Genomic DNA, 22849 nt, shown 5'->3' on the forward strand with positions numbered 1-22849 from the left:
TAAGCTTCACAAACATAATTATTCATGAATCATTGAGTCATAGTGTCTGCTAACCAATGAAAATATAATAAGATTTATTAAACCATCCGAGAACAAATTTATTTTTCATTCTGAACAATTTCAGCACGGATTTTCTTTTTATTCAAATCATCCCCGCGTTTTACAAGAGCCACTCCCGCAAAAACAATTACCGATGCAACAATTGTAATTGAATCGATATGTTCATTCAATATAAGCCAGCCTAAGAATAAAGCTATCACCGGATTTATATAAGCATACGTTGATACAAGTGAAAGAGGCAAATGCGCAACTGCATAGATATATGAACCATATCCTATTATTGATCCGGCAAATATCAAATAGAGTAATGCTAAAGTGCTGTTTGTTTCAAGAGTAAATACTGAAAATTCACCAAGCGAAGTACCAAGCAAAGTGAGTACAACACCGGCGACAAGCATCTGTACAGAGGCTCCCATCAAAGGATGAACACTTATCTTTTTATGTTTAGAATATAATGTTCCAAGCGCCCAGAAAAATTCTGCGGCAAGAAGACTTATTATCCCGACTATATATGAACTGTTAAACATAGTTGAAATGTCGCGTCCAAAAATTAAAAGTATACCAAGCAAGCCGAGAATTAATCCCGCAATAGAAGTCAGATTCAGTTTAGGTCTGTCAGGAAAGAAAGTTTCCAAGCCTATTATCCAGAAAGGAATAGTAGTGATTATCAATGCTGTTAATCCGCTTGGTATCCATTGCTCTGCTACAACAACAAGACCATTGCCTCCGCCTAACAGTAGTAAGCCCATAATACCAAGATGTACGACTTCTTTTTTTGAAGGAAGATGTTTTCCTCTGAGGTAAAGGAATGTCATAAAAATAGAACCTGCAATTATCCAGCGGAAACCGGCAAACAACATTGGAGGTAAATGTTCAACACCAACTCTTATTGCTAAATAAGTTGTGCCCCAAACAATGCATATCATTATCCACGCTAAATACGCTCTGAAGTTTTCTTTGTTCATAGTCCATTGTTTTTAACGGCTGTCAATATAACTAAAAAGCAATACTTGCCGGTGAATATTGTGATGAAATAATAATTACACGGATTGACGTTTTACTTTTTTTTTCATACCCCTTTATCTAATTTTGTATAGCAATTTTTGATAACTAAATACATTCAAACAATATGACAGATCAGGAGAAACAATGACAACTATAGTAGATATACTCGGACGTGAAATTCTGGATTCAAGAGGTAATCCTACAATTGAAGTTGAAGTACAATTAGAAAGCGGCGTAATAGGAAGAGCAGCAGTACCAAGCGGCGCATCAACAGGCGAACACGAAGCTGTTGAACTTCGTGACGGTGATAAATCAAGATACCTTGGCAAAGGTGTACTTAAAGCAGTTGAAAATGTTAACGATAAAATCGCTGACGAACTTATAGACTTTGATGCATCAGACCAGATAGGCATTGATCAATTCCTTGTAACAATGGACGGTACAGAAAATAAAAGTTCACTCGGAGCTAATGCAATGCTCGGTGTTTCACTTGCATGCGCAAAAGCAGTTGCTGAAACTTTTGAAATGCCTTTATACCGTTACATCGGGGGCGTTAACGCAAGAACATTACCTGTTCCAATGATGAACATACTTAACGGCGGAAAACACGCTGATAACAATGTGGACTTCCAGGAATTTATGATCGTTCCCGTCGGCGCACCAAACTTTGCTGAAGCAGTAAGAATGGGTGCGGAAACTTTTCACGCATTAAAATCGGTATTAGGTAAAAAAGGTTATAACACTGCAGTTGGTGATGAAGGCGGATTTGCACCGAACCTTAAATCAAATGATGAAGCTGTTGAAGTTATTCTTGAAGCAATAACAAAAGCCGGCTACAAACCGGGTGAAGAAATTGCACTTGCTCTTGATGTTGCGTCAAGTGAAATGTTCCAGAAAGAAAAAAATGTTTACCAGTTCTTCAAATCAACAAAAGCGGAAATGACTGCTCAAAAACTTATTGAGTTTTATGAGAACTGGACAAAACAATATCCTATCGTTTCTATTGAAGACGGACTGGCTGAAGACGATTGGAACGGCTGGCAGTTACTCACGGAAAAACTCGGTGACAAAATTCAGCTTGTTGGTGATGATCTTTTTGTTACAAATACAAAACGTCTTTCACAGGGAATTGAAAAGGGAATCGCAAATTCAATTCTTATAAAAGTTAACCAGATCGGTACGCTTACCGAAACACTTGAAGCAATTGAAATGGCAAAAGTTGCAAGCTACACAAATGTTATAAGCCACAGATCAGGTGAAACGGAAGACACAACTATTGCTGATATTGCTGTTGCAACGAACGCTGGACAAATAAAAACCGGTTCACTTTCAAGAACGGACAGGATTGCAAAATACAATCAGCTTATCCGTATTGAAGAAGAACTCGGCAACAGCGCTGTTTATCCCGGTATAGCTGCTTTAAACTATACAGCATAGTTAAATAAATTATTTAATGAAGAGGTTGCCTCAAAAAGTTATGTCAACCTGAACTTGTTTCAGGTTCTTATTTTACTTCAGAAATGAAGTCAGAGATTCCGAAACAAGTTCGGAATGACTTTTGGGAGGCAGCCTCTTTTTTTCTCAACTGATTAAGCGGGGATTTATGCCTGACAAAAATCTGCAGAAATGTAAAAACATAATTAAACAAAAGAAGATCGAGTTCGTTGATCTTAAAGCAATTGATCTATCAGGAAGACTGCATCACATATCACTTCCGGTTTATGACAACATATTAGAAAAACTTTTATCCGAAGGTGTCGGCTTTGATGGATCAAGTTATGGTTTCCGCAAAGTGGAAAACAGTGATATGATCATGCTTCCCGATCTTTCAACAGCAGTTGTTGATCCATTCAGGGATGCACCTACATTAAGTTTTTATTCACACATAGTTTTAACTGATGAAAAGCGAAGTCCTTTCAGCCAGGACGGAAGATACCTTGCTAAAAAAGCGGAACTGCTTTTAAAACAAATTACAGGCGCTGAAAAATCTTTATGGGGACCTGAGTTTGAATTTTATATCTTCTCAAAAGTTGAATATGATACACGTACAGCTACTTCATACTACAAAGTAGAACACGCAGAAGAGTTTTATAAGAAAGCATATCACGCTGCAAATCCCTTTGATGAGTACGATGACTTCCGCGATGAAGCATGTAAAATTTTAAAAGCACAGGGTATCAATGTTAAATATCATCATCACGAAGTTGGTGAGCGAGGACAGCAGGAAATAGAACTGTACTTCACAGATTTACTAAACACCGCAGATCATATAGTCACTGCTAAGTATGTGCTGTTCAACTTTGCAAAAGAAAAAGGATTGTACATTACATTTATGCCCAAGCCGATGTATCAGCAGGCAGGCAACGGAATGCACCTTCACCTTTATCTTACTAAGAAAGGGAAGAACGCATTCTATAAAAAAGGTGAGTACGGAAACATAAATGAACTTGGCAGATATTTTATCGGCGGAATGTTAAAACACGGTCCGGCACTATCAGCATTTACAAACCCGAGTACAAACTCGTACAAAAGATTAGTTCCCGGATATGAAGCTCCCGTTGCATTAACTTACGGACAGGGTAACAGGGCATCTGCGATAAGAATACCAAAGTATGTTTCCAATCCAGACGAAACAAGATTTGAATACCGTCCGCCAGACGCAACGGCAAACCCATATTTATGTCTTGTCGCAATGCTGCTTGCAGGTATAGACGGAGTTGTTAACAAGATTGATCCTGTTCGCGAAGGTTTTGGTCCGATAGATAAAAACTTTTTAGACGACAGTTTCAGAGAACATATACATTTCCTTCCAAGGAATCTTGCGGAAGCGCTTGACGCACTTAATGCCGATAATGATTTCTTAAGGAGAGGAAATATCTTTACAGATGAACTGCTTGATCAATGGGTAAAATTAAAGCAGGAAGAAATTATGTCGATAGGAACAATGCCGCATCCGTTCGAATACAAAATGTACTTCAATTTATAACCGTGCACGGGGACGCATAATATGCGTCCCCTACGGTGTTAGTGCTAACCAGTATAAAAATCATACCAATAAAAAATTAAAATGAAGGGAATGGTCTTTGACAATTCCTTTCTATTAAGTGTTATGTTTACCAACCATAATATTGTAATGCAGAACAATGTCATGCTGAACTCGTTTCAGCATCCGCAATTGTTTCCGCATCCTCCTCACACCGTCATTCCGGCTTGTCCGGAATCTTAGACCACATACAGTAGTACCTCAATCTTGCCTACCAAAGATAAAATCGAAAATATAGAGTCGGAAAAATCTCAGCAGAAAAAATCTGATGGAAAGAATTTTGCTAAGGAGTGGTAAAGTATGCAATTCTTTAAATATTGAAGTAAATACCAAGTATAAATTCAGCGCACCTTAATTTTTTTCTCTAATGGAATTGCATTTCCCGTCCGAACAAAATCCAAATCATCTATAATTATTTTTTTAAAAGTTAACCAATGATAAAACCTGTACGTCTTATCCAAGAAAATCATAACGTTGTTTTCAACTTTAATTAATTTTGAAGATTTTAATTCAAGGTATGGGAATTGTGATAATATTACTTTTGTAATTTCTAACTTTTCAGTTTTAATACGGGTACTTAGAATATTATAAATAATACTTTTCAAAAACGAATTTACCGTATAAGTTTGATCTGAGTTAATACCGATGCCTGAATTATTGTTGAAACATTTTTTCATAAGCATTATTAATAATTCAATGGTACTTATAGAATATGTAATTTTATCCTTAATTTTGGCAACTATAAGAGATGTACGCTCTTCTGACAATGTAACTTCAACAAATGATCGTTTATTAATAATTGAGTATAAAAATTCAAATTCTTTTATTTCAGATTTTGTAAATGGTGCAGAATCATCTACTCTGAACTTTTCCAATTCCAATTCGAGTTTCAATTTTTCGTTTTGAATTGGCATCAACAATGCTTTAGATGCAGTTTCTAAATAACTCAACCATATCTCAGCGACAATTTGGGGAAAAACTACGTTATAATTTTTTTTGTTCCATTCAGGGAGTTGAAGACTTTGTAAATCCACTCTTAACCTACTTCTCAATGACTTTTCGGAAACATAAGGTAATATGCTAATATTTTTATCATTTAATTCACTTAACAATGCAACATCCAATTCTCTTTCAACAAACTTTGACTTAATCGAATCCTCAGTCAAATAGACTAATACAGAATCGCACGTAGGTATTCCATCTTCAAATATCGTTTTCAGGAAAGATTTTCCTGTCCGAATTTCAATTTCATCGCGCCATGGAGTAATCTGACAACGCATCAGATCATCAAACGCTTTCTTTACAAATTCTTTGTCATTTGAAGAGTATGAAAGGAATACGCGTGGTTTATTAATTCTTTCCATAATTTAATACCCGATCCCACTCAGTTGGTTTAAGTGACAAATTTAATTCCTGGATTAGAATAGAAGATAATCTTATTGAGATTTCAATGCTTTTTTCAATCTTCAATTTTGAAATGAAGAACTCCCGCTTCGTTTTAGATGGTAGGTCTTTTAAGCTTTTGACATGATAGATAATCAATTGTCTACTTACTTTTCCCACTGAACTATAGAGTTTGGACAATTCCTCAACATTCATTTTATACAAATCTATGTCATCTTCGGAATTTAATTGTAAGTAAGTAGGATAAATTGGATTATTATATTCATTAATGACTTCATCAAAATATCTTTTTGCATCTGTCCTAAATGAATATGAATAATTTGAACTTAATTTTCTCAATTCATCTAATGATCGCCTACTATCATTCTGAGCAGCAAGTTTGAGGAGTTCCAGATTTGTCAACTCAATTTTAGGAGTCAATATTGAGTCAATCATCTCTGTAATTCTTTTGTCTCCATATTGCTGAACTTTATATCTTGCCACCTCTTCAATTAATTCTCGAATGTTTTTTGAGTCAAACTCTTTTTCAATTTGTTGTACAACATTTCTTCTTACAACATCTACATGATAATTCATTGAATCTCTAATATTATCTTCGAATTTTTTAGTTTTTAATCTAACATCATCCATTGTTTCATTGATATTCGAATAAGTAAAATATCCGCCTATTAAAAAAACTAATGTCACAACAGCAACGACCCCTCCTACCATCATTAAGAAACTACTGTGCGCTCGATAAATTGCTTCAACTTCATCAAATGATTTTCTTGATTTATTTTTACTTCGAAACATCCCTCAAACCTCCAACATAATCTGACTCTGTTTCAATTTACCTTTTAACAGCGCTGCTTTAAATGTGATATTTTGCTTCGGTAGATTCAGTTTGAAAGAATGGTCGATAAAAATTAAATCAACAGATTCATCAGGAATAATATCCCTGAGCAAGTGAAAGCAGTCACCAAAGTATAGATAATTCATAGAGCCCGCTAATAGTTATTGATACAAACTTAGGAAAGATATTTATGAAATGTAACTACGATTAAAATAATTTTGATCTTCCCTCTACACTCACAACCTCCTTCAGCCCGATTACGTCCTCACCGCATCCAAAACAAGCTCCATCCAAACCCCGCAATAAAAACTACTATCCATTCAACAATACTATAAAATCCTAACCTTAGTAACGCTCTAAAATTACAAACAATAAAAACCTTATTACCTTATCAAAAAAAACAATAAGCTAATAAGGTAAAAAAATTTACTCACTTAATTAGTTACTAAGGTTAAAACAAAAAACCGTAGCGGCGCAAACCCTTGCGCCCCACCCATGCCTCACAAACCACAAATCCCGTTTCTTGCCTGTCACGGCCCAAGCCGTGACAGTCCCTAACACACTACGCCTCTGCCTTAAAAAAAACACCCACCCCCAATTAACCTCGCAAATTTCCCTCCCCACCCCTCATTTTACGCAAAAAACAAACAAACCCCCACAAAACACCCACAAAACTTCTCAACCTATTAACCAAACTTCTCAACTTATTATCCAACATTCTCAACTTATTATCCAACATTCTCAAATTATTAATCAAACTTCTCAAATTATGACTTAATATGCTCAACTTATGACTCAACATTCTCAACTTATTAACTAACATTCTCGACTTATTAATCAAACTTCTCAACTTATTATTCAACATTCTCGACTTATTAACTAACATTCTCAACTTACTATTGCAACTTCTCAAACTATTAATTAACATTGCCAAAACATTTAGTCAACAATCCAAAAACAACCGGCAGGAGATTTATATGCTTACATACAACCTTAACAAACTGTTCGCACAGCGTGCAATCAAAAACAAAATTGCTTTCCTTACAAAGAATGGCTTCGACAAACAAACCGCCGCCCGCATAATCAGGAATAAATTTTCAGCCCTCAAACTCACACAAATAGAAAAACTCTGCCTCGCGCTCCACTGCACTCCCAACGACATAATCCAATACACCCCCGATCCCCGACGACCAATCCCCAACCACCAATCCCCAACGACCAATCCCCAACCACCAATCCCCAACCACCCCCTTACAAAACTAATCCACCCCGGCATCCCCGAACAACTCGCAAACATAATAGACGACATCCCCATAGATAAACTCAACGACTTCACACAACAAATAAAAACACTAAAGACACAACTACTCAACAACACATAAAAAATATTTTCACTAAGTTCACACAGTAAATTATCCGGAAAGAACTAATGCCATACCTTGGTGAACTAAGCGCGCTTGCAACTGCATTCCTCTGGTCGGGAACATCACTTGCATTTTCATCAGCCGCAGAAAAAACAGGATCACTTCAGCTTAACATCAACAGGATGATTATGGCTTCGGTGCTTCTCATCTCTACGATACTTATAATGAATTTCAGTTTTAATCTTTCATCATCACAATACACAAACCTTATCATTAGCGGTGTAATCGGACTTGTCATCGGTGATTCATTCTTATTTAAAGGGTACCGCTACATCGGCGCGAGAATAAGCATGCTGCTGATGGCATTATCACCGGCAATGTCAACATTGCTCGCATACATTTTTCTTGGTGAAAGAATTTCTTTTTTAGGTTTGATAGGAATATTCGTAACACTTGGCGGTATTGCATTGGTTGTGCTTGGAAAAGAAACTGATCCAAATGCAAAATATAAAATCACAACTGTGGGACTGTTTTTTGGATTTATGGGAGCGCTTGGTCAATCAGCAGGACTTATCTTTGCCAAGTTCGCTTTTGAAGAAGGTGATATAAACGGATTTGTTGCAACATTCGTAAGAGTGTTTTCTTCGATATTGATTTTACTTCCTGCTGCATTACTTATTAAGCGATATAAAAATCCAATCAGACTTTATTCGAACAATAAATCCGCTTTCGGTGCAACACTGCTTGGGACTATACTTGGTCCATACCTTGGTATAACCTGCAGTTTAATTGCGGTTGCTAACACAAAGGTCGGAATAGCCGCAACACTAATGTCAACAATGCCGATAATTATGCTGCCGATGCTGCGATATATTTACAAAGAGAAGTTAGACTGGCGGGCATATACCGGGGCTGTACTTGCAGTGGCTGGTGTTGCTATGTTATTTTTAAGGTGAAGTCTTTAAGGCAAAAAGAATTTCACTGAGAAACACAGAGAATCCGCCGAGGCGGAACGGAGTTACACTGAGTTTATAACACATATCTTTTAAGACCATCTTTTAGTTTCGTTACGTTGAAATTAATCAATAGTCCAATCTTCTTTTCAGCAAATCTCATGTATGTTAATATTTGTGCAGTATGAACTGGCGCGATTAAATCGATTGATTTTAATTCAACTACTACTTTGTTTTCGATCAGTAAATCCAATCTGTAACCACATTCAAGTTTAATCTCTTTATAAACTACAGGAACAGCTTTTTGCCTCTCATAAAATAATTTTGATTTATCTAATTCATAACACAAACACTCTTCATAAGCTGATTCAAGTAATCCCGGTCCAAGACTTTTGTGTACTTCAAGTGCACAGCCAATAATTTTTTGTGTTAATTCATTAAACTCTTCCAATTTTTCTCCGTGTTTCTCTGTGTCTTCTCAGTGGAACTCTGTGAAATTCTTTCTTTTAAATCCCAAGTTCCTTTTTCACTTCAATAAATTTCTCAACTGCAAAATCAAGATCGGCTTTTGTATGTGCCGCAGAAATCTGCACACGTATTCTCGCTGTTCCTTTTGGTACCACAGGAAAGAAGAAGCCGATCACATACACGCCTTTCTCAAGCATCTTCGCAGCGAACTTTTGCGACAGCGCTGCATCCCCGAACATAATTGGTACAATTGGATGAACACCCTTCTTTATTTCAAATCCTGCTTTAGAAATCTTTTCACGAAAATATTTTGTGTTCTCTTCAAGCTTGTCGCGTAAGTTTGTTGTTGAACTTAACATATCAAGAACTTTTATAGATGCTGCAACAATTGCCGGTGCAACTGTATTTGAAAAAAGATATGGTCGTGAACGTTGTCTTAATAAATCGATAAGTTCTTTTCTTCCGCTTGTGTAACCGCCGCTCGCACCGCCGAGTGCTTTGCCGAGAGTTCCGGTGATGATATCTATTCTTCCCATTACATCATTGTGTTCGTGAGTACCTTTACCATGTTTACCCATAAATCCAACTGCATGTGAATCATCAACCATTGCCATTGTGTTATACTTGTCGGCAAGATCACAAATGCCTTTTAAGTTTGCGATGTAACCATCCATTGAAAACACGCCATCGGTAGCGATAAGAATGTGTCTGGCATTATTTGCCTTAGCTTCTTTTAATTTTTCTTCAAGATCATTCATATCATTGTTCTTGTAGCGATAACGTTGCGCTTTACACAAACGGATTCCGTCAATGATACTCGCGTGATTCAACTCATCACTTACAATTGCATCTTCTTCACCGAGAAGTGTTTCGAATAATCCGCCGTTAGCATCAAAGCAAGATGTGTAAAGGATTGTATCTTCTGTTCCAAGAAACTCGGTTATCTTTTGTTCAAGCTGTTTGTGAACATCCTGAGTTCCGCAGATAAACCTGACAGATGAAAGACCATATCCCCAATGCTCAAAACTTTCTTTGGCAGCATTAATTATTTCGGGATTATCAGCAAGCCCGAGATAATTATTAGCGCACATATTTAAAACTTTCTGTCCACCTTTCACTTCAATATTTGCGCGTTGTGGCGAGGTGATGATACGTTCCTTCTTGAGCAAACCTTCGGATTCAATTTGTGAAAGAATGTCTGTGTAGTGTGATTTAATATTTATAAACATTTTGTCTCCTATGTTCGATACTGGATACATGATGCTGGATTCTGGTTAAATCAAGACAACATGTATAGCCAGTGTTAATAAATTATTTGTCGCTTAAATGTTCCTTATCAACTGATTGCAAAAAACGATTTAGCTTTTTACCTAACGTTTCAAGTTTAGAGTGAAGTTCATCGTACAATACATTATCTGTAAGAGACATGGTTTCGAACAAAGTCTCGAGATGATCAATCGTTTCATCATTAGAAGCTAAAGCCATTGTTATAAACCGTATATAATCACTTTTATAATTTCTTCTTCCGTATCCTTCTACAATATTTGACTTCACAGATTTACAGGATCTTCTGATTTGACTTCCTTCTTCATACATTTCAATTTTAGGTAATGCTAAAGTCATTTTATGAATCTCTATAACCAATTCTCTTGCAAGCTGCCATATTTCTAAATTCTTGTAACTCATTTTCAATCATAAAGAATTGTTAAAATTTATTTCGATTCTCTTGTAGCTAGTATCCAGCAACCTGCATCCAGACTCACTCCCAATCCAGCACAACTTTACCTGAATTCCCAGACTTCATTATCTCAAAGCCTTCAAGGTAATTGTCAATCTTATAGCGGTGTGTGATAATTGTATTGAGGTTAAGTCCGCTTTGAACCATTGCCTGCATCTTGAACCAGGTTTCAAACATCATTCGTCCGTAAATACCGCGAATGGTAAGACCATTGAATATAACCTTGTTCCAGTTGATTGCTGCTTTCTCAGGAAGAATACCAAGCAGAGCCATTTTGCCGCCGTGGTACATTACATCAATCATATCATTAAATGCGTAAGGACTACCGCTCATCTCAAGTCCGACATCAAAACCTCCAACCATCCCAAGGTCTTTCATTACGTCACTCAGTTTTTCTTCTTTGATGTTAACTGCTCTCGTAACGCCGACTTTCTTTGCAAGGTCTAACCTGTAAGGATTCATATCAGTGATAACAATATTTCTTGCGCCTGAATGTTTAACAACAGCGGCAGCCATAATACCTATAGGTCCCGCGCCTGTTATCAATACATCTTCACCAAGTACGTCGAATGCTAATGCCGTATGTACTGCATTTCCAAGCGGATCAAATATTGAAAAATATTCTTTGGGAAGTTTTGGATCGCAATGCCAGATATTTGATACAGGAATTACAAGATATTCCGCGAAACATCCGGGACGGTTAACACCAACACCTTTTGTATTCGGGCAAAGATGTCCGCGACCTTCACGGCAGTTGCGGCATGTTCCGCAAACAATGTGACCTTCACCGCTTACAAGTTCTCCGACTTTTACATCGTGAACGTTGCTGCCAAATGCTTCGACGATTCCCACATACTCGTGTCCGACATGCATTGGAACCGGAATTGTTTTTTGAGCCCATTCATCCCAGTTATAGATGTGAATATCAGTTCCGCATATAGATGTTTTTTGAATTTTTATCAGCACATCATTCGGACCGTATTCGGGAACAGGAACTTCATCCATCCAGATTCCCGGCTTTGCATATTTTTTTACGAGTGCTTTCATCTTTTGCATAATAATTTCCTTTTAGAAATGTGTTTGGTGAGAGTCATTTTCTAATTCATACTTAAATAAAATTTACTTTACAAAATTAGAGATAAGGCGGACAAAGGACAAACGGGATTTAAATACAGTTAGACTTTCTTATTTAGGCAATCTAAATGAATTTTTCTGGTAAGCGGCTTTAATTATTTATAAATACCTAATGTTGACAGTTGACACAAATTAACTGATTGAATGAAATTTATTTATTCATACTAATAATTTTAAATAATTACTCTATTGTAAATGGATAGAATTAATCTGTAAGTTTGATCGACAAATATTACTTCTTGTAATCTTTATATTTTAAAATTTTTTTTCGGAGTCTTAAATGGTTAAAAGTATCTTCAGACATTTTGGATTCGTTCTGATCGTTATGTTGTTTGCGTATAATTTTTCTTATTCGCAGAAACCTGTTCAGAACAGGTCATTAATAATTAACCCTGACGTACAGGAAAATAGTATTGTCCGGAATAACATCAGATATGATGTGAATTCAGGAATTCCTGTAGCTTTATACAAACCGGATTATGCGGTTACACCTGCTTTACCCAGGCAAATGGCTGAGCAATATCTTTTTGAAAACGCTCAAATATTAAAAATTAAAAGTGATCTTAGCGACCTTCGGTATGTAACTACAACGGAAACCAGGGCAGGGTATCACATTCACTTTGCTCAATATATTGGAGATTATCCTGTTTACAATTCTACAATAAACGTTACGATTAATAGTAACAACCAAGTCATTTTCGTAATGAATGGTTACAAAGTTTCGTATGATACTAAAGAATCACCTGACCTTTCAACTTTAAATATCTCAGCACAGGATGCTCTGGCATCAGCCAAACAATATCTAGGAGTATCCAGCTCAATAGAGCTTGAAAAATCACAAACGGTAGTCTATTTCAACAAAGGTCAGTTTACACTTGCGCAACTTGTAAATATAGTACCGAAAGAAGGTGTATACGGTGACTGGGAAGTTATGGTAAATGCTCAATCGGGCGAAATTTTTAGAGTTGTCGATAAATCCTGCTATCATAAAGATGGTCCCGATAATCCAAATCTAGTAAACGGGACCGGATACGTATTTGATCCGGATCCAATCACTCATGCAAGAACATCCTATGGAACAGCAGGTTTTGTTGACAATAATGACCTCGATTCGGATTCGCTTACTGCCCACCGTGAGTTCAGAGTTTTAAATGATATTACATTTGAGGGCGGAGTATATTCTTTAAAAGGTCCATATGCGGAGATAGTGGATTTTGAATCTCCATTTACCGGACTCCACACAAGTGCAACAAGTGAATTCCATTATACAAGGAGCAGCGATAATTTTGAAGCTGTAAATGTTTACTTTCTTATTGATGCTTCAATGAGATGGATTAATGATTCATTAGGCATTACTTTACACCCATTCCAATATACAGGTGGTGTACGTGTTGATCCTCATGGATTAAGCGGTGATGATAACTCTCACTATATACCTTCAACCGGACAACTGGCATTCGGGGATGGCGGCGTTGATGATGCTGAAGATGTTGGTGTTGTGTTACACGAATTAGGTCACGGTATTCATGACTGGTTAACCGCCGGCTCACTTTCACAGGTTCAGGGATTAAGCGAAGGATGTGGAGATTACTGGACCACATCATATATCAGAGGCAAAGGAATACTAACTCCATCGCACCCAGCCTACTTCTGGGTATTTGTTTGGGATGGACATAATCCATTCTGGGCCGGACGTATTGTTAATTACACTGCTCACTATCCTCAGGGTTTAACCGGTACCATTCATACTGATGGTCAGATGTGGGCTTCATCATTAATGTCGATCTGGGATCTTATAGGTAAAGAAGCTACGGATACGGATTTTCTTGAAGCACTTGCAATGACAAACAGCAGTTCAAACCAGCAGGATGCAGCAAATGCATTTATTGCCGCCGACCAGACGGTTTACAGCGGAAGCCACCTTGCTCAAATCATTCCCGTATTTGCAGACCGGGGATATATTGAGGGCCCTATCACTCCTGATTTTACGGCAAACATAACTTCAGGAAATGCACCGCTGACAGTTCAGTTTACAGATTTATCAATCGGACAGCCTAACCCGATTACCTCCTGGCAGTGGGATTTTAATAATGACGGAGTTGTTGATGCAACTGTTGAAGACCCGCAATGGACTTACACTAACTTCGGAGTTTTTACTGTTAAGCTTACTGTTTCAGACGGCACAAATTTCGCGACAAAAACAAAAGTTGATTACATAAATGTCACAGATCCTAACCAGGTTACTGATACACTTTTTTCGGACAAGTTTGAAAGCGGAACAGGCGCATGGACTATCACTAACAATGGTGGAGCCTGCGTTTGGGAAATCTTTACCCCGCCTTACCCGAATACGTATACGTTACCCGCAGCATCATCAGGAGGAGTATTCTCTGCCGAATCTGATGATTGCGGCAGTAATACAACAATGAATACAACGTCAATGATCACGCAAACATTTAATTGCAGTAACTACCCGTTAGTTGTTATTCATTTTGATAACGACTGGAGAATTCTGGATGCACAGGACGAAGCTCATCTTGAAATCAGCACAGATGGCGGAACCACCTGGACAGGTGTTTGGGACCAGGTTGGTGTTGATGTTAGAAATACACATGAATCAATCAATATCAGTCAGCTTGCCGCGGGTCAATCTAATGTTAAAATCAGGCTAAGATCAGTTCAACCCGGATGGGACTGGTGGTGGACTGTTGACAACTTTGCAGTTTTAGGTACATATGTTACACCTGTTGAATTAACATCATTCTCAGCTTCAGCTAATGATGATGTTGTGATGTTAAGCTGGTCAACTGCTACTGAAACCAACAACAATGGTTTCGAAGTTGAAAGAAAATCAATTGATAATGAATTCCAGAAAGTCGGATTTGTTGAAGGTTACGGTACAACAACACAGGCGAAGCTTTATTCATTTGTCGATTCAAAAGTACCGGCAGGAAGATATTCTTACAGGTTGAAACAAATCGACTTTGACGGAACATATGAGTATTCACCGGAAGTTGAAGTGAAAGTAAAAGTTCCTTATGTTTATTCACTTGAACAAAACTATCCGAATCCTTTTAATCCAACCACAAAAATAAGTTATTCAATTCCTGAAGAAGGATTTGTTACACTTGCAATTTATAACCTGCTTGGTGAAAAGGTTGCTACATTAATTAATGAAACGCAAAAAGCCGGCAGGTATGATGTGAAATTCCAACCGGAAAATCTTTCAAGCGGAATGTACGTCTACAGGTTGGAAACAAAGAACTTTACCGCATCGAAAAAATTTGTGCTGATGAAGTAATGAAGTTGATGGTATTTTACCCAAAGTAAAATATGAATCTAAAGGCGATCAGGAATGGTCGCCTTTTTTATTGGGCTATTGTCAAATCAACTTGCTTCAGGCCGGGAGATATCACTAATCCCAAGTACTTCAAAAATTAAAACTTGTACCCCGCAGGTGGAATCGCTGATCTTATCTAGTTAAGGAGTTTTGAGTTTACAAAGAGTACATTCTGATTCAAGTTTAGTACATTCCCGTTCACACTGAGCACATTTCCATTCTCGTTTAATACATTTCTATACACATCGAGTACATTCTCATTCACGTTAAGAACATTCCCGTTCAGATTAAATACATTCCTGTTCACGTTGAGTACATATCTGTTCACATTCAGTACGTATCCATTCACATATCATACATACATAAAGAAATTTTTTTTGTTTTTGTTGAATAAATGGGGGAAAGGGTTGGTGTTAAGTTAAAGTTTAATTTCAAGTCTGTGTTTGCGGCACGCGGGATACAGAGTCCGACCGGGTTTTTGAGGAAGGCGGGGTTTTCGCCTTTTACTGCTTATTACATATCCGCGGGTAAGGTGGAGGAGGGGAAGAGGTTTATTGAGAAGAAGAGGAAAGAAACAACCTCACCCCTTCCCCCTCTCCTTAGTAAGGAGAGGGGTGTGTGATTTTTAAATTTTGGTTGAGTTTTGTTTTTGGTTGGTTTAAGTTGCTATTGAATTTATGTCGCCCCAGTTACCAAATCAAAAAAAATCCCGGGGCAGGCTTTGCGGCAGTTGTACAGGTTAGGCTTGTATGTGGAAAGCGGATCGGGAGAGAAAATAGTTATGAGTTAAGAGTGATGAGTTATGAGTTTGTAGAGGAGAATATTTTTCTCAACTATAAACCAGGACTGAATTATAAAATTATCGCTAAATAATTTTATAAAAATAGTTTAAGCCTTTGTTGATTTAAGTAAGCGGTTTATAGATCAGAAAATAATTCGTGAATATCAACCGGATTGAGAACCGCCAATTCGGGGATATGTATTAGTCCTATTTCTATGAAAAGATATGTAATAAATAAAGAAGATAAGAGTTTCATTAATAGAGAAACCCATTTTGTTGAATTAGGATTATTTGACTTTTGGTCTCTTTCTATGAAAGCAATTAAAAATAATTTCCCACCATTAATTAAAATTTCCAATATTGATGAAGCATTTAATGTTATAAAAATTTTTATAAAGGAATGTGGAAACACTCTTATATTAGACTTACCAGATGGTTATAGTACAAATTATATCACGGGTATTGAAATTGAACAAGATACAATGCGAATTATATGGTATTCTGCAAATAAAATTTTTGAAGACTCTGACGTTATAAATGATAGCTTTAATGAATTTAGAAAGAGTTATATAGGGGAAAATTTAGAACAGCAATATGGTTTTACTTTTGATTATTTAATCTTGACACCTGCTTATATTTTGATTTATGCTGAGGAACGAGCTTTCCCAGAAACGATAGATACAAATGAAGAACATTTAGAAATATTAACTCACCCTGACTTGAAAATATATGAACACACTTGGGGAAGTTATAAAGTTGAACCCATACTTCAGTATAGAACTCGATATTATTGTAATAAAGGATTGGTTACAGTATTATATCCCAAAGCTAATCGTGGTAGTTTTAGAGCCGATGAATTTTTTGAGAGCCTTTAGAAATGACGATTTCAGACGCATATAAAGTTCTGGAAATTGATAATCCAGATTATTCTCTATCACAAGTAAAAAATTCATTTAGAAATTTAGCAAAAAAATATCACCCAGATATTTCTGGCAAATCTGAATATTCAAGATTTATAGATATTTATAATGCTTACAGTTATTTGCTAATAAATCTTCCCAAACAGTATTCTGTTAAAAAAGATGAAACTGCTAAGCAAAATATCTTTAACGATTCAACAATTTTTTACGATTTTATTTCTTTTATTGATCGCTTGCATCTTGATTTTATCGTTCTACCACGACGACAATTTGGGAATGTTCCATCAAATTTTTCAGACATATTTTTTAGTCAAATTGACAACATATTTTCTCAAGATACTTTAGAGTTAATCTCAGAATCAATTTTAACTGGTCATAAGAAAAGACTTATTGATTTGCTTTCTACTATCTTTGCTGGAACATCACTATTAAAAAGAAATAAATTTTTTAAAAGAATTAAAACCATCGCAAGACAAGAAAGATATTTGTCTAATTTAATAAACGCTACAATAGTAGGTATTCCGACCCAAATTTTTACAACTAGCTCAACAAGTATTCCCGATCAGAATACAAATGATTATAAAAGTGGTGCAATTAATGTATTATCATTACGCAAAGAATTTTTAGATAGGTTTTTAGATTATTCTCGAAGTAAACCTAACCCAATCTTCTATGAATCATCAGTTCCTGAAAAATCTTTTAGAGAAAGTATGCGCGAAGTAAAAAGCGAAGAATCTGCTAAAATTATATTTAAAGAAATTAAGAATAGAATTAGAAGTAGCTCTGGCAAAGTACAGCTAAATGAAACTCAAATAAAAAATGTAGTTGATTACATTTCCCAGCTAGCCGATTTAGGTGAAAATTTAAAAGGACAATTTGTTTTTACGTACAGAATTAATGATGATAAAGGACTTGTTAGTGCATTAATTGAACTCTTATTAAAACAAGGTCTTTCATATGAAAGACTATCACTACTCATTAGGCTATATCAATACTACAAACTTTATCATAAAGATTACAAATTCATTTTTAAAAATCATTCACAAATAAGAGAAGGTCAAATTCTATTGGAATTAAATCAACTTATCTCTGATATTGTATGAGGAAGAAATATAACATCTTTAATAAGTAAAGAATCCCGCCAAAGGCGGGTAAACAATACTGTAAAAAGAAAAAAATTATCCGGTTCGATACTTTTGAATAGAGTCCTTTAGAAAAATAAACACATTTAATCTTTTAAATAATTATAAACACGGCGTTGTGGTTTAACAACTTGTCCCTACTATTCGGGATAACACGACGTTATATGGCTAAAGTATGAAAGAGAAAGATGACATTCAAAAACCTATTTTAGAAGGTAAGTTAAAAGAAGCGCGAATAATAACGAATGAGTTTGGTGAACCTAGTATTCCTCCTGAGTACACTTATGAATTAACTGAAGTAGGTAAGGCTGAGATAAAAAAAGCATCAGATATTTTGAAAAAATATGAGCTATTTATCGAACCAAAACAGTACTTGGAAATAAAAGAAAAGCATAATAAAATAAAATCAAAGTTCTCGCAGACCAAAGAGAGAATCAATATCTCATTTTTTCTTGGCATAACATGGTACTTAGTTGTTTTCTATTCTTCTTTTATAACTGAAAATATATATGTGTCTTTTATTTTTACGACCCTTATATTTTTAATTATAATTTACTTATTCGTTTATAAAAATGATTTTGACACTTTTTAGTTTTTATGAATAAACAATGCCAAGTAATTTCAATAAAAATAAATTCGATTTAATATTTCGTACAAAGAAATTTGAAGTTGAAAATCGACAAAGAAAAGATATGAAGGAATTAGTTGAAAAGTTAGCAAGAGAAAATATCAGAGGTTCTTTTGCAAATAATGCAACCAATGATTTAACACAAAATCATTTTAAGGAAATATTAAATATCTGGATAGAATCGTTAATTGAATCGTTTGGTAAAAACAGAATTTTGGACGAAGATATAAAAGAGGTAAAAGGATTATCTGAAACTTTTAATGAACATTACATTGAAAGAGAGAAAAATGGTTTTCAGACTGCTCTTATATCGAAGGGCAATAATTTGGGAAGCTCAATAGTAACAGATAATGTAAAGACATTAGAACATATGCTACATAGGGTTAGGACTAATGCAAATGATTTATTAACCTTAGCTATTGATAAGCAAAATGAAAATCTCTCCTATGTCGAGAACATCAATATGATTAGCAAAAGCAACCCGAACAATGAGAATACTAATACTTCAAACTTTTGGGAGAAATACGGAAGACAGATTTTTATTGGTGTTATTATTACTGTTATTGGAGGAATAATCTTGGGTCTAATTCTTTAATTGTTAAGATGCCATATAACCTCTTTAATCCGTCAAAGCCGGACAAGTAAATAAAAAGTCCCGCCTAAGCGGGACTCTTTATTTCATAACATAAATCTATTAATTAACAACTACCTTTTATCCGGGTATGGTGGTGGTTCCGGGAGTTTGACCGGATTATTCTTCAGCTCATTCAGCACTTCTTCAATTGCTTTGTTAAGCTGCTGGTCTGTTCCTTCAAACTCCATTGCGGGATCGTTGTCAACGTAAATGTCAGGATCAACTCCATGACCTTCCATCACCCATTCATTTCCTTCAAGATCGTAGCGTGAAAATTCAGGTCTGTTTAGGAAACCGCCGTCAACTATTGGCAGTGTTCCTCTTATACCTACAACTCCGCCCCACGAACGTTTACCAATAAGTTTACCGAGTTTATAATATTTAAACCTGTAAGGGAAAATATCACCGTCACTTGCAGAGAATTCATCAAGCAATGTTACTTTCGGACCAACGTGTGTTCCGCCGGGATTAAATCCTGTCGCGGTGTTGCGGGCTATATCAATCATTGCCGGAAGTCTTCTTAATCTTTCAACGATCATTGGTGAAACGTTTCCGCCGCCGTTACCGCGTACATCAATGATGAGCGCTTGCTTGCGAAGTTGCGGATAATAATATTTTACAAATTCATTAAGTCCGCCAGGACCCATATCAGGAATGTGAATGTAACCGACTTTTCCGTCAGTAGCTTTGTTTACTTTATCAATATTATCCTGAACCCAGTTTAAGTAGTAAAGATCATGTTCATCAGACATAGGCACAACAACGGATTCGCGGCTTCCTTCTTTTTTAGCAGATGAATTAACCGTTAGTGTTACCTGTTTACCGGCAGTGTTTACAAGTTCGGAATAAATGTTCGCGATTTTGTTTGCCGGTTTTCCATTGATCTCTATTATGTAATCACCTTCGTTAACATTAACACCGATTTCAGTAAGAGGTGAACGGGTGTTGTTACTCCAGTTATTTCCTTTAAGAATTTTTTTGATTTTAAAATATCCTGATGAAGGAACTTTTTCTATTTGTGCGCCAAGTAAACCAAGCTGAATTCTTTCGGGTCTTGGATAATCACCGCCGCCGACATAAGCGTGACCGACATTTAATTCGCCTATCATCTCGCCGATAATATAAGTCAGATCAACACGGTGATTTACATATTTAACAAGCGGCTCATAATTTTTTCGTATTGCAGCCCAATCAACTCCATGCATATTTGGCGCATAGAAGAAGTCGCGCATCTGCCTCCAGCATTCGTTGAATATCTGGTTCCATTCAGCGTATCTGTCAAGATTCATCTTCATATCTGAAAGATTTAGTTTTTCTTTCATTTCTATTTTAGATGAAGGAAGATCAATTATAGCATAAGAACCCTGCTGTGATACAAGCATTTTCTTTTTATCCGCAGAAACTTCATAACCGCCGATTTCACCAAGTTCGGTTTCTTTTTGTTTGTTCATATCGAACATAAAAAGTTTTGGTCGTGAATCACTGCTTCCGTTTCTCTGGTAATAAAGTTTTTCACCAACTGATAAAAGATTAAAATAGTTTGATGCTTCAACGGGCAGTTCAAGTATTCTTGATTGAATGCCGTCTTCATCAACCTTTACTGATACTTTGCTGTCCTTATCTTTTTTATCCTTGTCTTCTTCTTTCTTTGAATCATCTTTAATTACAACTTCATCGCTCTTTGGTTCGAATGGTGATTTTGTATCCTTCGCAAGAGTGACCAAATAAATTTTTGCCATATCCTGGTAGATGTGATTCCACTCAGTCTGGCTGTACCTTGGTGAGAAACTTCTGTTAGAAACGAAGTAAAGATATTTTCCGTCAGAACTGAATGTTGAACCGTAAGTTGAATACCAGCCATCGGTGATATCGATAGTCTTTTTACTTTCAAGTGAATAGAGTTTTACTTTTGTCATCACTTCAACTTCAGGATTTGAGTAGGTTATCCACTTACTATCGGGTGACCATTCGTAAGCATTAAATTCAAACGCATCTGATTTGGCGACGAGTGTTACATCCTTTGAATCAATATCAACAAACTGAAGCCGTTGCTCTCTGTCAGCCCACAATAATTTTTTACTGTCGGGCGACCACAAAGGCTGATACTTATAATTCTTATCACCGTCAGTAAGTTTTATCGGTTCTGATTTTCCATCCTGTGCCATTATATAAATTTCGTCTTCGCCGCTTTCATCTGAAATGTATGAAATCCATTTGCCGTCAGGCGACCATTTGGAATTTCTTTCATGTATTCCCGATGTGTTGGTAAGGTTTCTTGTGTTGCCATATTTAACCGGGACAGTGAAAATTTCACCTCGCGCACCGAACAATGCCCTGTTTCCATCGGGTGAAATTTCATAGTTGCTTACGTTCCTGCTTACATCGATTAGTCCGCCTCTTCCTGAATCAAAATCTTCATTAATAAAAATCTGGACTTTATCAGTTTTGCCGGAAGTTAAATCATGCTTATAAATATATCCGCCGTTCTCAAAGACTATTGCGTTATCACCAACCGAAGGATATTTAATATCATATTCACTGAATGTTGTAAGCTTTTTTGTTTCTTTAGTTGAAAGATCATAAACAAAAAGATTCATTCTTTTATCGCGGTCAGAGATAAAATATATTTTAGTACCTGCCCACATAGGAATAATATCCTGTGCAGGATTGTTCGTAATGTTCTCGATCTTTTTTGTTTTGAAATCATAAATCCATACATCATCTGCCTGACCGCCGCGGTAACGTTTCCATGTTCTGAATTCTCTGAACACTCTGTTATACGCAAGCTTTGAAGCATCCGGTGAATATGAACAGAAACCGCCACGAGGCAAAGGCAGTTGTTCCATCAACCCGCCTTTTGAATTAACAGTATATAACTGACCTTTGAAATCATTGAATTCAATCCATCGTGATCGAAGTACAACAGTTGAATTATCTCTCCATCCCATTACAATGTTGTTCGGTCCCATTCTGTCTGAAACATCATCTCGCCCAAGTGTTGCTGAGTAAGTAACTCTGAAAGGAATTCCGCCTTCAGCCGGAATTGTATAAACTTCTGTATTGCCGTCGTATTGACCTGTGAATGCAATTGATCTTCCATCCGGAGAAAACTTTGCAAACATTTCATAACCGATATCATTTGTAAGTTTTCTTGCTGTTCCCCCGTTTGCTGAAACAGTGTAAAGATCACCGGCATAACTGAAAACTATATTGCTGCCGTGGATAGTTGGGAATCTTAAAAGTCTTGCTTCTTCCTGTGCAAAAACTGAAATGCTTAACAGCAGAAAGAAAACAATCGAAAGGTATCTGTTCATATTTTGTCCTTTGATGAATTTGGAATTGAAAAAGTGTGCAAAAATTAAACTGATAAACTAAATATTCAAGAAAAATCTGATAAGTGGGC

19 protein-coding genes are annotated in these 22849 nt (G+C 36.3%); 10 read left to right on the forward strand and 9 right to left on the reverse strand.

Going from position 1 to position 22849, the window contains the following annotated elements; translation table 11 throughout:
* Positions 1-98 precede the first annotated feature (98 nt).
* Positions 99-1025, reverse strand: coding sequence for an EamA family transporter (locus tag IPM56_01645; GenBank protein QQS36687.1), 927 nt, complete (start codon positions 1023-1025; stop codon positions 99-101).
* Positions 1026-1209: 184 nt separating this feature from the next.
* On the opposite strand from IPM56_01645, the gene eno reads away from it, so the two are divergent.
* Both eno and glnA read left to right on the forward strand, forming a co-directional pair.
* A complete protein-coding gene (gene eno, locus IPM56_01650; protein ID QQS36688.1) occupies positions 1210-2502 on the forward strand; it encodes a phosphopyruvate hydratase in 1293 nt (430 codons plus the stop codon).
* Between the two features lie 166 nt (positions 2503-2668).
* Positions 2669-4051 (forward strand): type I glutamate--ammonia ligase, encoded by a 1383-nt coding sequence (gene glnA, locus IPM56_01655; GenBank protein ID QQS36689.1) that lies wholly within the window; start codon positions 2669-2671, stop codon positions 4049-4051.
* Between the two features lie 398 nt (positions 4052-4449).
* On the opposite strand, the gene IPM56_01660 is transcribed toward glnA, so the two are convergent.
* Positions 4450-5472, reverse strand: a complete 1023-nt coding sequence (locus IPM56_01660; GenBank protein QQS36690.1) for a toll/interleukin-1 receptor domain-containing protein — start codon at positions 5470-5472, stop codon at positions 4450-4452.
* A complete protein-coding gene (locus IPM56_01665; GenBank protein QQS36691.1) occupies positions 5459-6304 on the reverse strand; it encodes a hypothetical protein in 846 nt (281 codons plus the stop codon). Before IPM56_01665 ends, IPM56_01660 begins: the two co-directional genes overlap by 14 nt.
* A 1017-nt stretch (positions 6305-7321) precedes the next feature.
* Between IPM56_01665 and IPM56_01670 the strand changes: the two genes are divergently transcribed.
* Together IPM56_01670 and IPM56_01675 are read left to right on the forward strand one after the other, a co-directional pair.
* Entirely contained in the window at positions 7322-7726 is a 405-nt protein-coding gene (locus IPM56_01670) for a helix-turn-helix transcriptional regulator (GenBank protein ID QQS36692.1), read from the forward strand.
* Positions 7727-7773: 47 nt separating this feature from the next.
* Positions 7774-8664, forward strand: a complete 891-nt coding sequence (locus IPM56_01675) for a DMT family transporter (GenBank protein ID QQS36693.1) — start codon at positions 7774-7776, stop codon at positions 8662-8664.
* 73 nt (positions 8665-8737) lie between these two features.
* Here the strand turns inward: IPM56_01675 and IPM56_01680 are convergent, their stop codons facing one another.
* The 4 genes from IPM56_01680 to tdh form a co-directional block, all read right to left on the reverse strand.
* Positions 8738-9112 (reverse strand): GxxExxY protein, encoded by a 375-nt coding sequence (locus tag IPM56_01680; GenBank protein QQS36694.1) that lies wholly within the window; start codon positions 9110-9112, stop codon positions 8738-8740.
* 55 nt (positions 9113-9167) lie between these two features.
* Entirely contained in the window at positions 9168-10358 is a 1191-nt protein-coding gene (locus IPM56_01685) for a glycine C-acetyltransferase (protein ID QQS36695.1), read from the reverse strand.
* Positions 10359-10440: 82 nt separating this feature from the next.
* Positions 10441-10815 carry a four helix bundle protein gene (locus tag IPM56_01690; protein QQS36696.1) on the reverse strand — a complete coding sequence of 125 codons (375 nt, stop codon included), beginning with the start codon at positions 10813-10815 and terminating at the stop codon, positions 10441-10443.
* A 73-nt stretch (positions 10816-10888) separates the two neighbouring features.
* Complete coding sequence (tdh, locus tag IPM56_01695) at positions 10889-11914, reverse strand: L-threonine 3-dehydrogenase (protein QQS38199.1); 1026 nt, start codon at positions 11912-11914, stop codon at positions 10889-10891.
* A 367-nt stretch (positions 11915-12281) separates the two neighbouring features.
* Here tdh and IPM56_01700 point away from each other — a divergent pair, with 367 nt between their 5' ends.
* Entirely contained in the window at positions 12282-15302 is a 3021-nt protein-coding gene (locus IPM56_01700; protein ID QQS36697.1) for a T9SS type A sorting domain-containing protein, read from the forward strand.
* A 175-nt stretch (positions 15303-15477) separates the two neighbouring features.
* On the opposite strand, the gene IPM56_01705 is transcribed toward IPM56_01700, so the two are convergent.
* On the reverse strand, positions 15478-15690 hold the full coding sequence (locus tag IPM56_01705) for a hypothetical protein (protein QQS36698.1): 213 nt from the start codon (positions 15688-15690) through the stop codon (positions 15478-15480).
* A 45-nt stretch (positions 15691-15735) separates the two neighbouring features.
* Here IPM56_01705 and IPM56_01710 point away from each other — a divergent pair, with 45 nt between their 5' ends.
* From IPM56_01710 to IPM56_01730, 5 genes are all read left to right on the forward strand, one after another.
* Positions 15736-15963: a hypothetical protein gene (locus IPM56_01710; protein QQS36699.1), complete on the forward strand. Its 228-nt coding sequence runs from the start codon at positions 15736-15738 to the stop codon at positions 15961-15963.
* A gap of 374 nt (positions 15964-16337) precedes the next feature.
* Positions 16338-16997 (forward strand): hypothetical protein, encoded by a 660-nt coding sequence (locus IPM56_01715; GenBank protein QQS36700.1) that lies wholly within the window; start codon positions 16338-16340, stop codon positions 16995-16997.
* A gap of 2 nt (positions 16998-16999) precedes the next feature.
* Positions 17000-18145, forward strand: a complete 1146-nt coding sequence (locus IPM56_01720; GenBank protein QQS36701.1) for a DnaJ domain-containing protein — start codon at positions 17000-17002, stop codon at positions 18143-18145.
* Between the two features lie 214 nt (positions 18146-18359).
* A complete protein-coding gene (locus IPM56_01725) occupies positions 18360-18776 on the forward strand; it encodes a hypothetical protein (GenBank protein QQS36702.1) in 417 nt (138 codons plus the stop codon).
* 100 nt (positions 18777-18876) lie between these two features.
* Positions 18877-19407 carry a hypothetical protein gene (locus tag IPM56_01730; GenBank protein QQS36703.1) on the forward strand — a complete coding sequence of 177 codons (531 nt, stop codon included), beginning with the start codon at positions 18877-18879 and terminating at the stop codon, positions 19405-19407.
* A gap of 110 nt (positions 19408-19517) precedes the next feature.
* On the opposite strand, the gene IPM56_01735 is transcribed toward IPM56_01730, so the two are convergent.
* A complete protein-coding gene (locus IPM56_01735) occupies positions 19518-22760 on the reverse strand; it encodes a PDZ domain-containing protein (protein QQS36704.1) in 3243 nt (1080 codons plus the stop codon).
* Between the last annotated feature and the right edge of the window lie 89 nt (positions 22761-22849).

This window comes from Ignavibacteriales bacterium, from assembly GCA_016700155.1.
GTDB lineage: Bacteria > Bacteroidota > Ignavibacteria > Ignavibacteriales > Ignavibacteriaceae.

Bases quoted from the DNA above. Each gene is read 5' to 3' on its own strand.
- IPM56_01645 (QQS36687.1), bottom strand. From the start codon at position 1,025: ATGAACAAAGAAAACTTCAGAGCGTATTTAGCGTGGATAATGATATGC.
- eno (QQS36688.1), top strand. From the start codon at position 1,210: ATGACAACTATAGTAGATATACTCGGACGTGAAATTCTGGATTCAAGA.
- glnA (QQS36689.1), top strand. From the start codon at position 2,669: ATGCCTGACAAAAATCTGCAGAAATGTAAAAACATAATTAAACAAAAG.
- IPM56_01660 (QQS36690.1), bottom strand. From the start codon at position 5,472: ATGGAAAGAATTAATAAACCACGCGTATTCCTTTCATACTCTTCAAAT.
- IPM56_01665 (QQS36691.1), bottom strand. From the start codon at position 6,304: ATGTTTCGAAGTAAAAATAAATCAAGAAAATCATTTGATGAAGTTGAA.
- IPM56_01670 (QQS36692.1), top strand. From the start codon at position 7,322: ATGCTTACATACAACCTTAACAAACTGTTCGCACAGCGTGCAATCAAA.
- IPM56_01675 (QQS36693.1), top strand. From the start codon at position 7,774: ATGCCATACCTTGGTGAACTAAGCGCGCTTGCAACTGCATTCCTCTGG.
- IPM56_01685 (QQS36695.1), bottom strand. From the start codon at position 10,358: ATGTTTATAAATATTAAATCACACTACACAGACATTCTTTCACAAATT.
- IPM56_01690 (QQS36696.1), bottom strand. From the start codon at position 10,815: ATGAGTTACAAGAATTTAGAAATATGGCAGCTTGCAAGAGAATTGGTT.
- tdh (QQS38199.1), bottom strand. From the start codon at position 11,914: ATGAAAGCACTCGTAAAAAAATATGCAAAGCCGGGAATCTGGATGGAT.
- IPM56_01700 (QQS36697.1), top strand. From the start codon at position 12,282: ATGGTTAAAAGTATCTTCAGACATTTTGGATTCGTTCTGATCGTTATG.
- IPM56_01710 (QQS36699.1), top strand. From the start codon at position 15,736: ATGGGGGAAAGGGTTGGTGTTAAGTTAAAGTTTAATTTCAAGTCTGTG.
- IPM56_01715 (QQS36700.1), top strand. From the start codon at position 16,338: ATGAAAAGATATGTAATAAATAAAGAAGATAAGAGTTTCATTAATAGA.
- IPM56_01720 (QQS36701.1), top strand. From the start codon at position 17,000: ATGACGATTTCAGACGCATATAAAGTTCTGGAAATTGATAATCCAGAT.
- IPM56_01725 (QQS36702.1), top strand. From the start codon at position 18,360: ATGAAAGAGAAAGATGACATTCAAAAACCTATTTTAGAAGGTAAGTTA.
- IPM56_01730 (QQS36703.1), top strand. From the start codon at position 18,877: ATGAAGGAATTAGTTGAAAAGTTAGCAAGAGAAAATATCAGAGGTTCT.
- IPM56_01735 (QQS36704.1), bottom strand. From the start codon at position 22,760: ATGAACAGATACCTTTCGATTGTTTTCTTTCTGCTGTTAAGCATTTCA.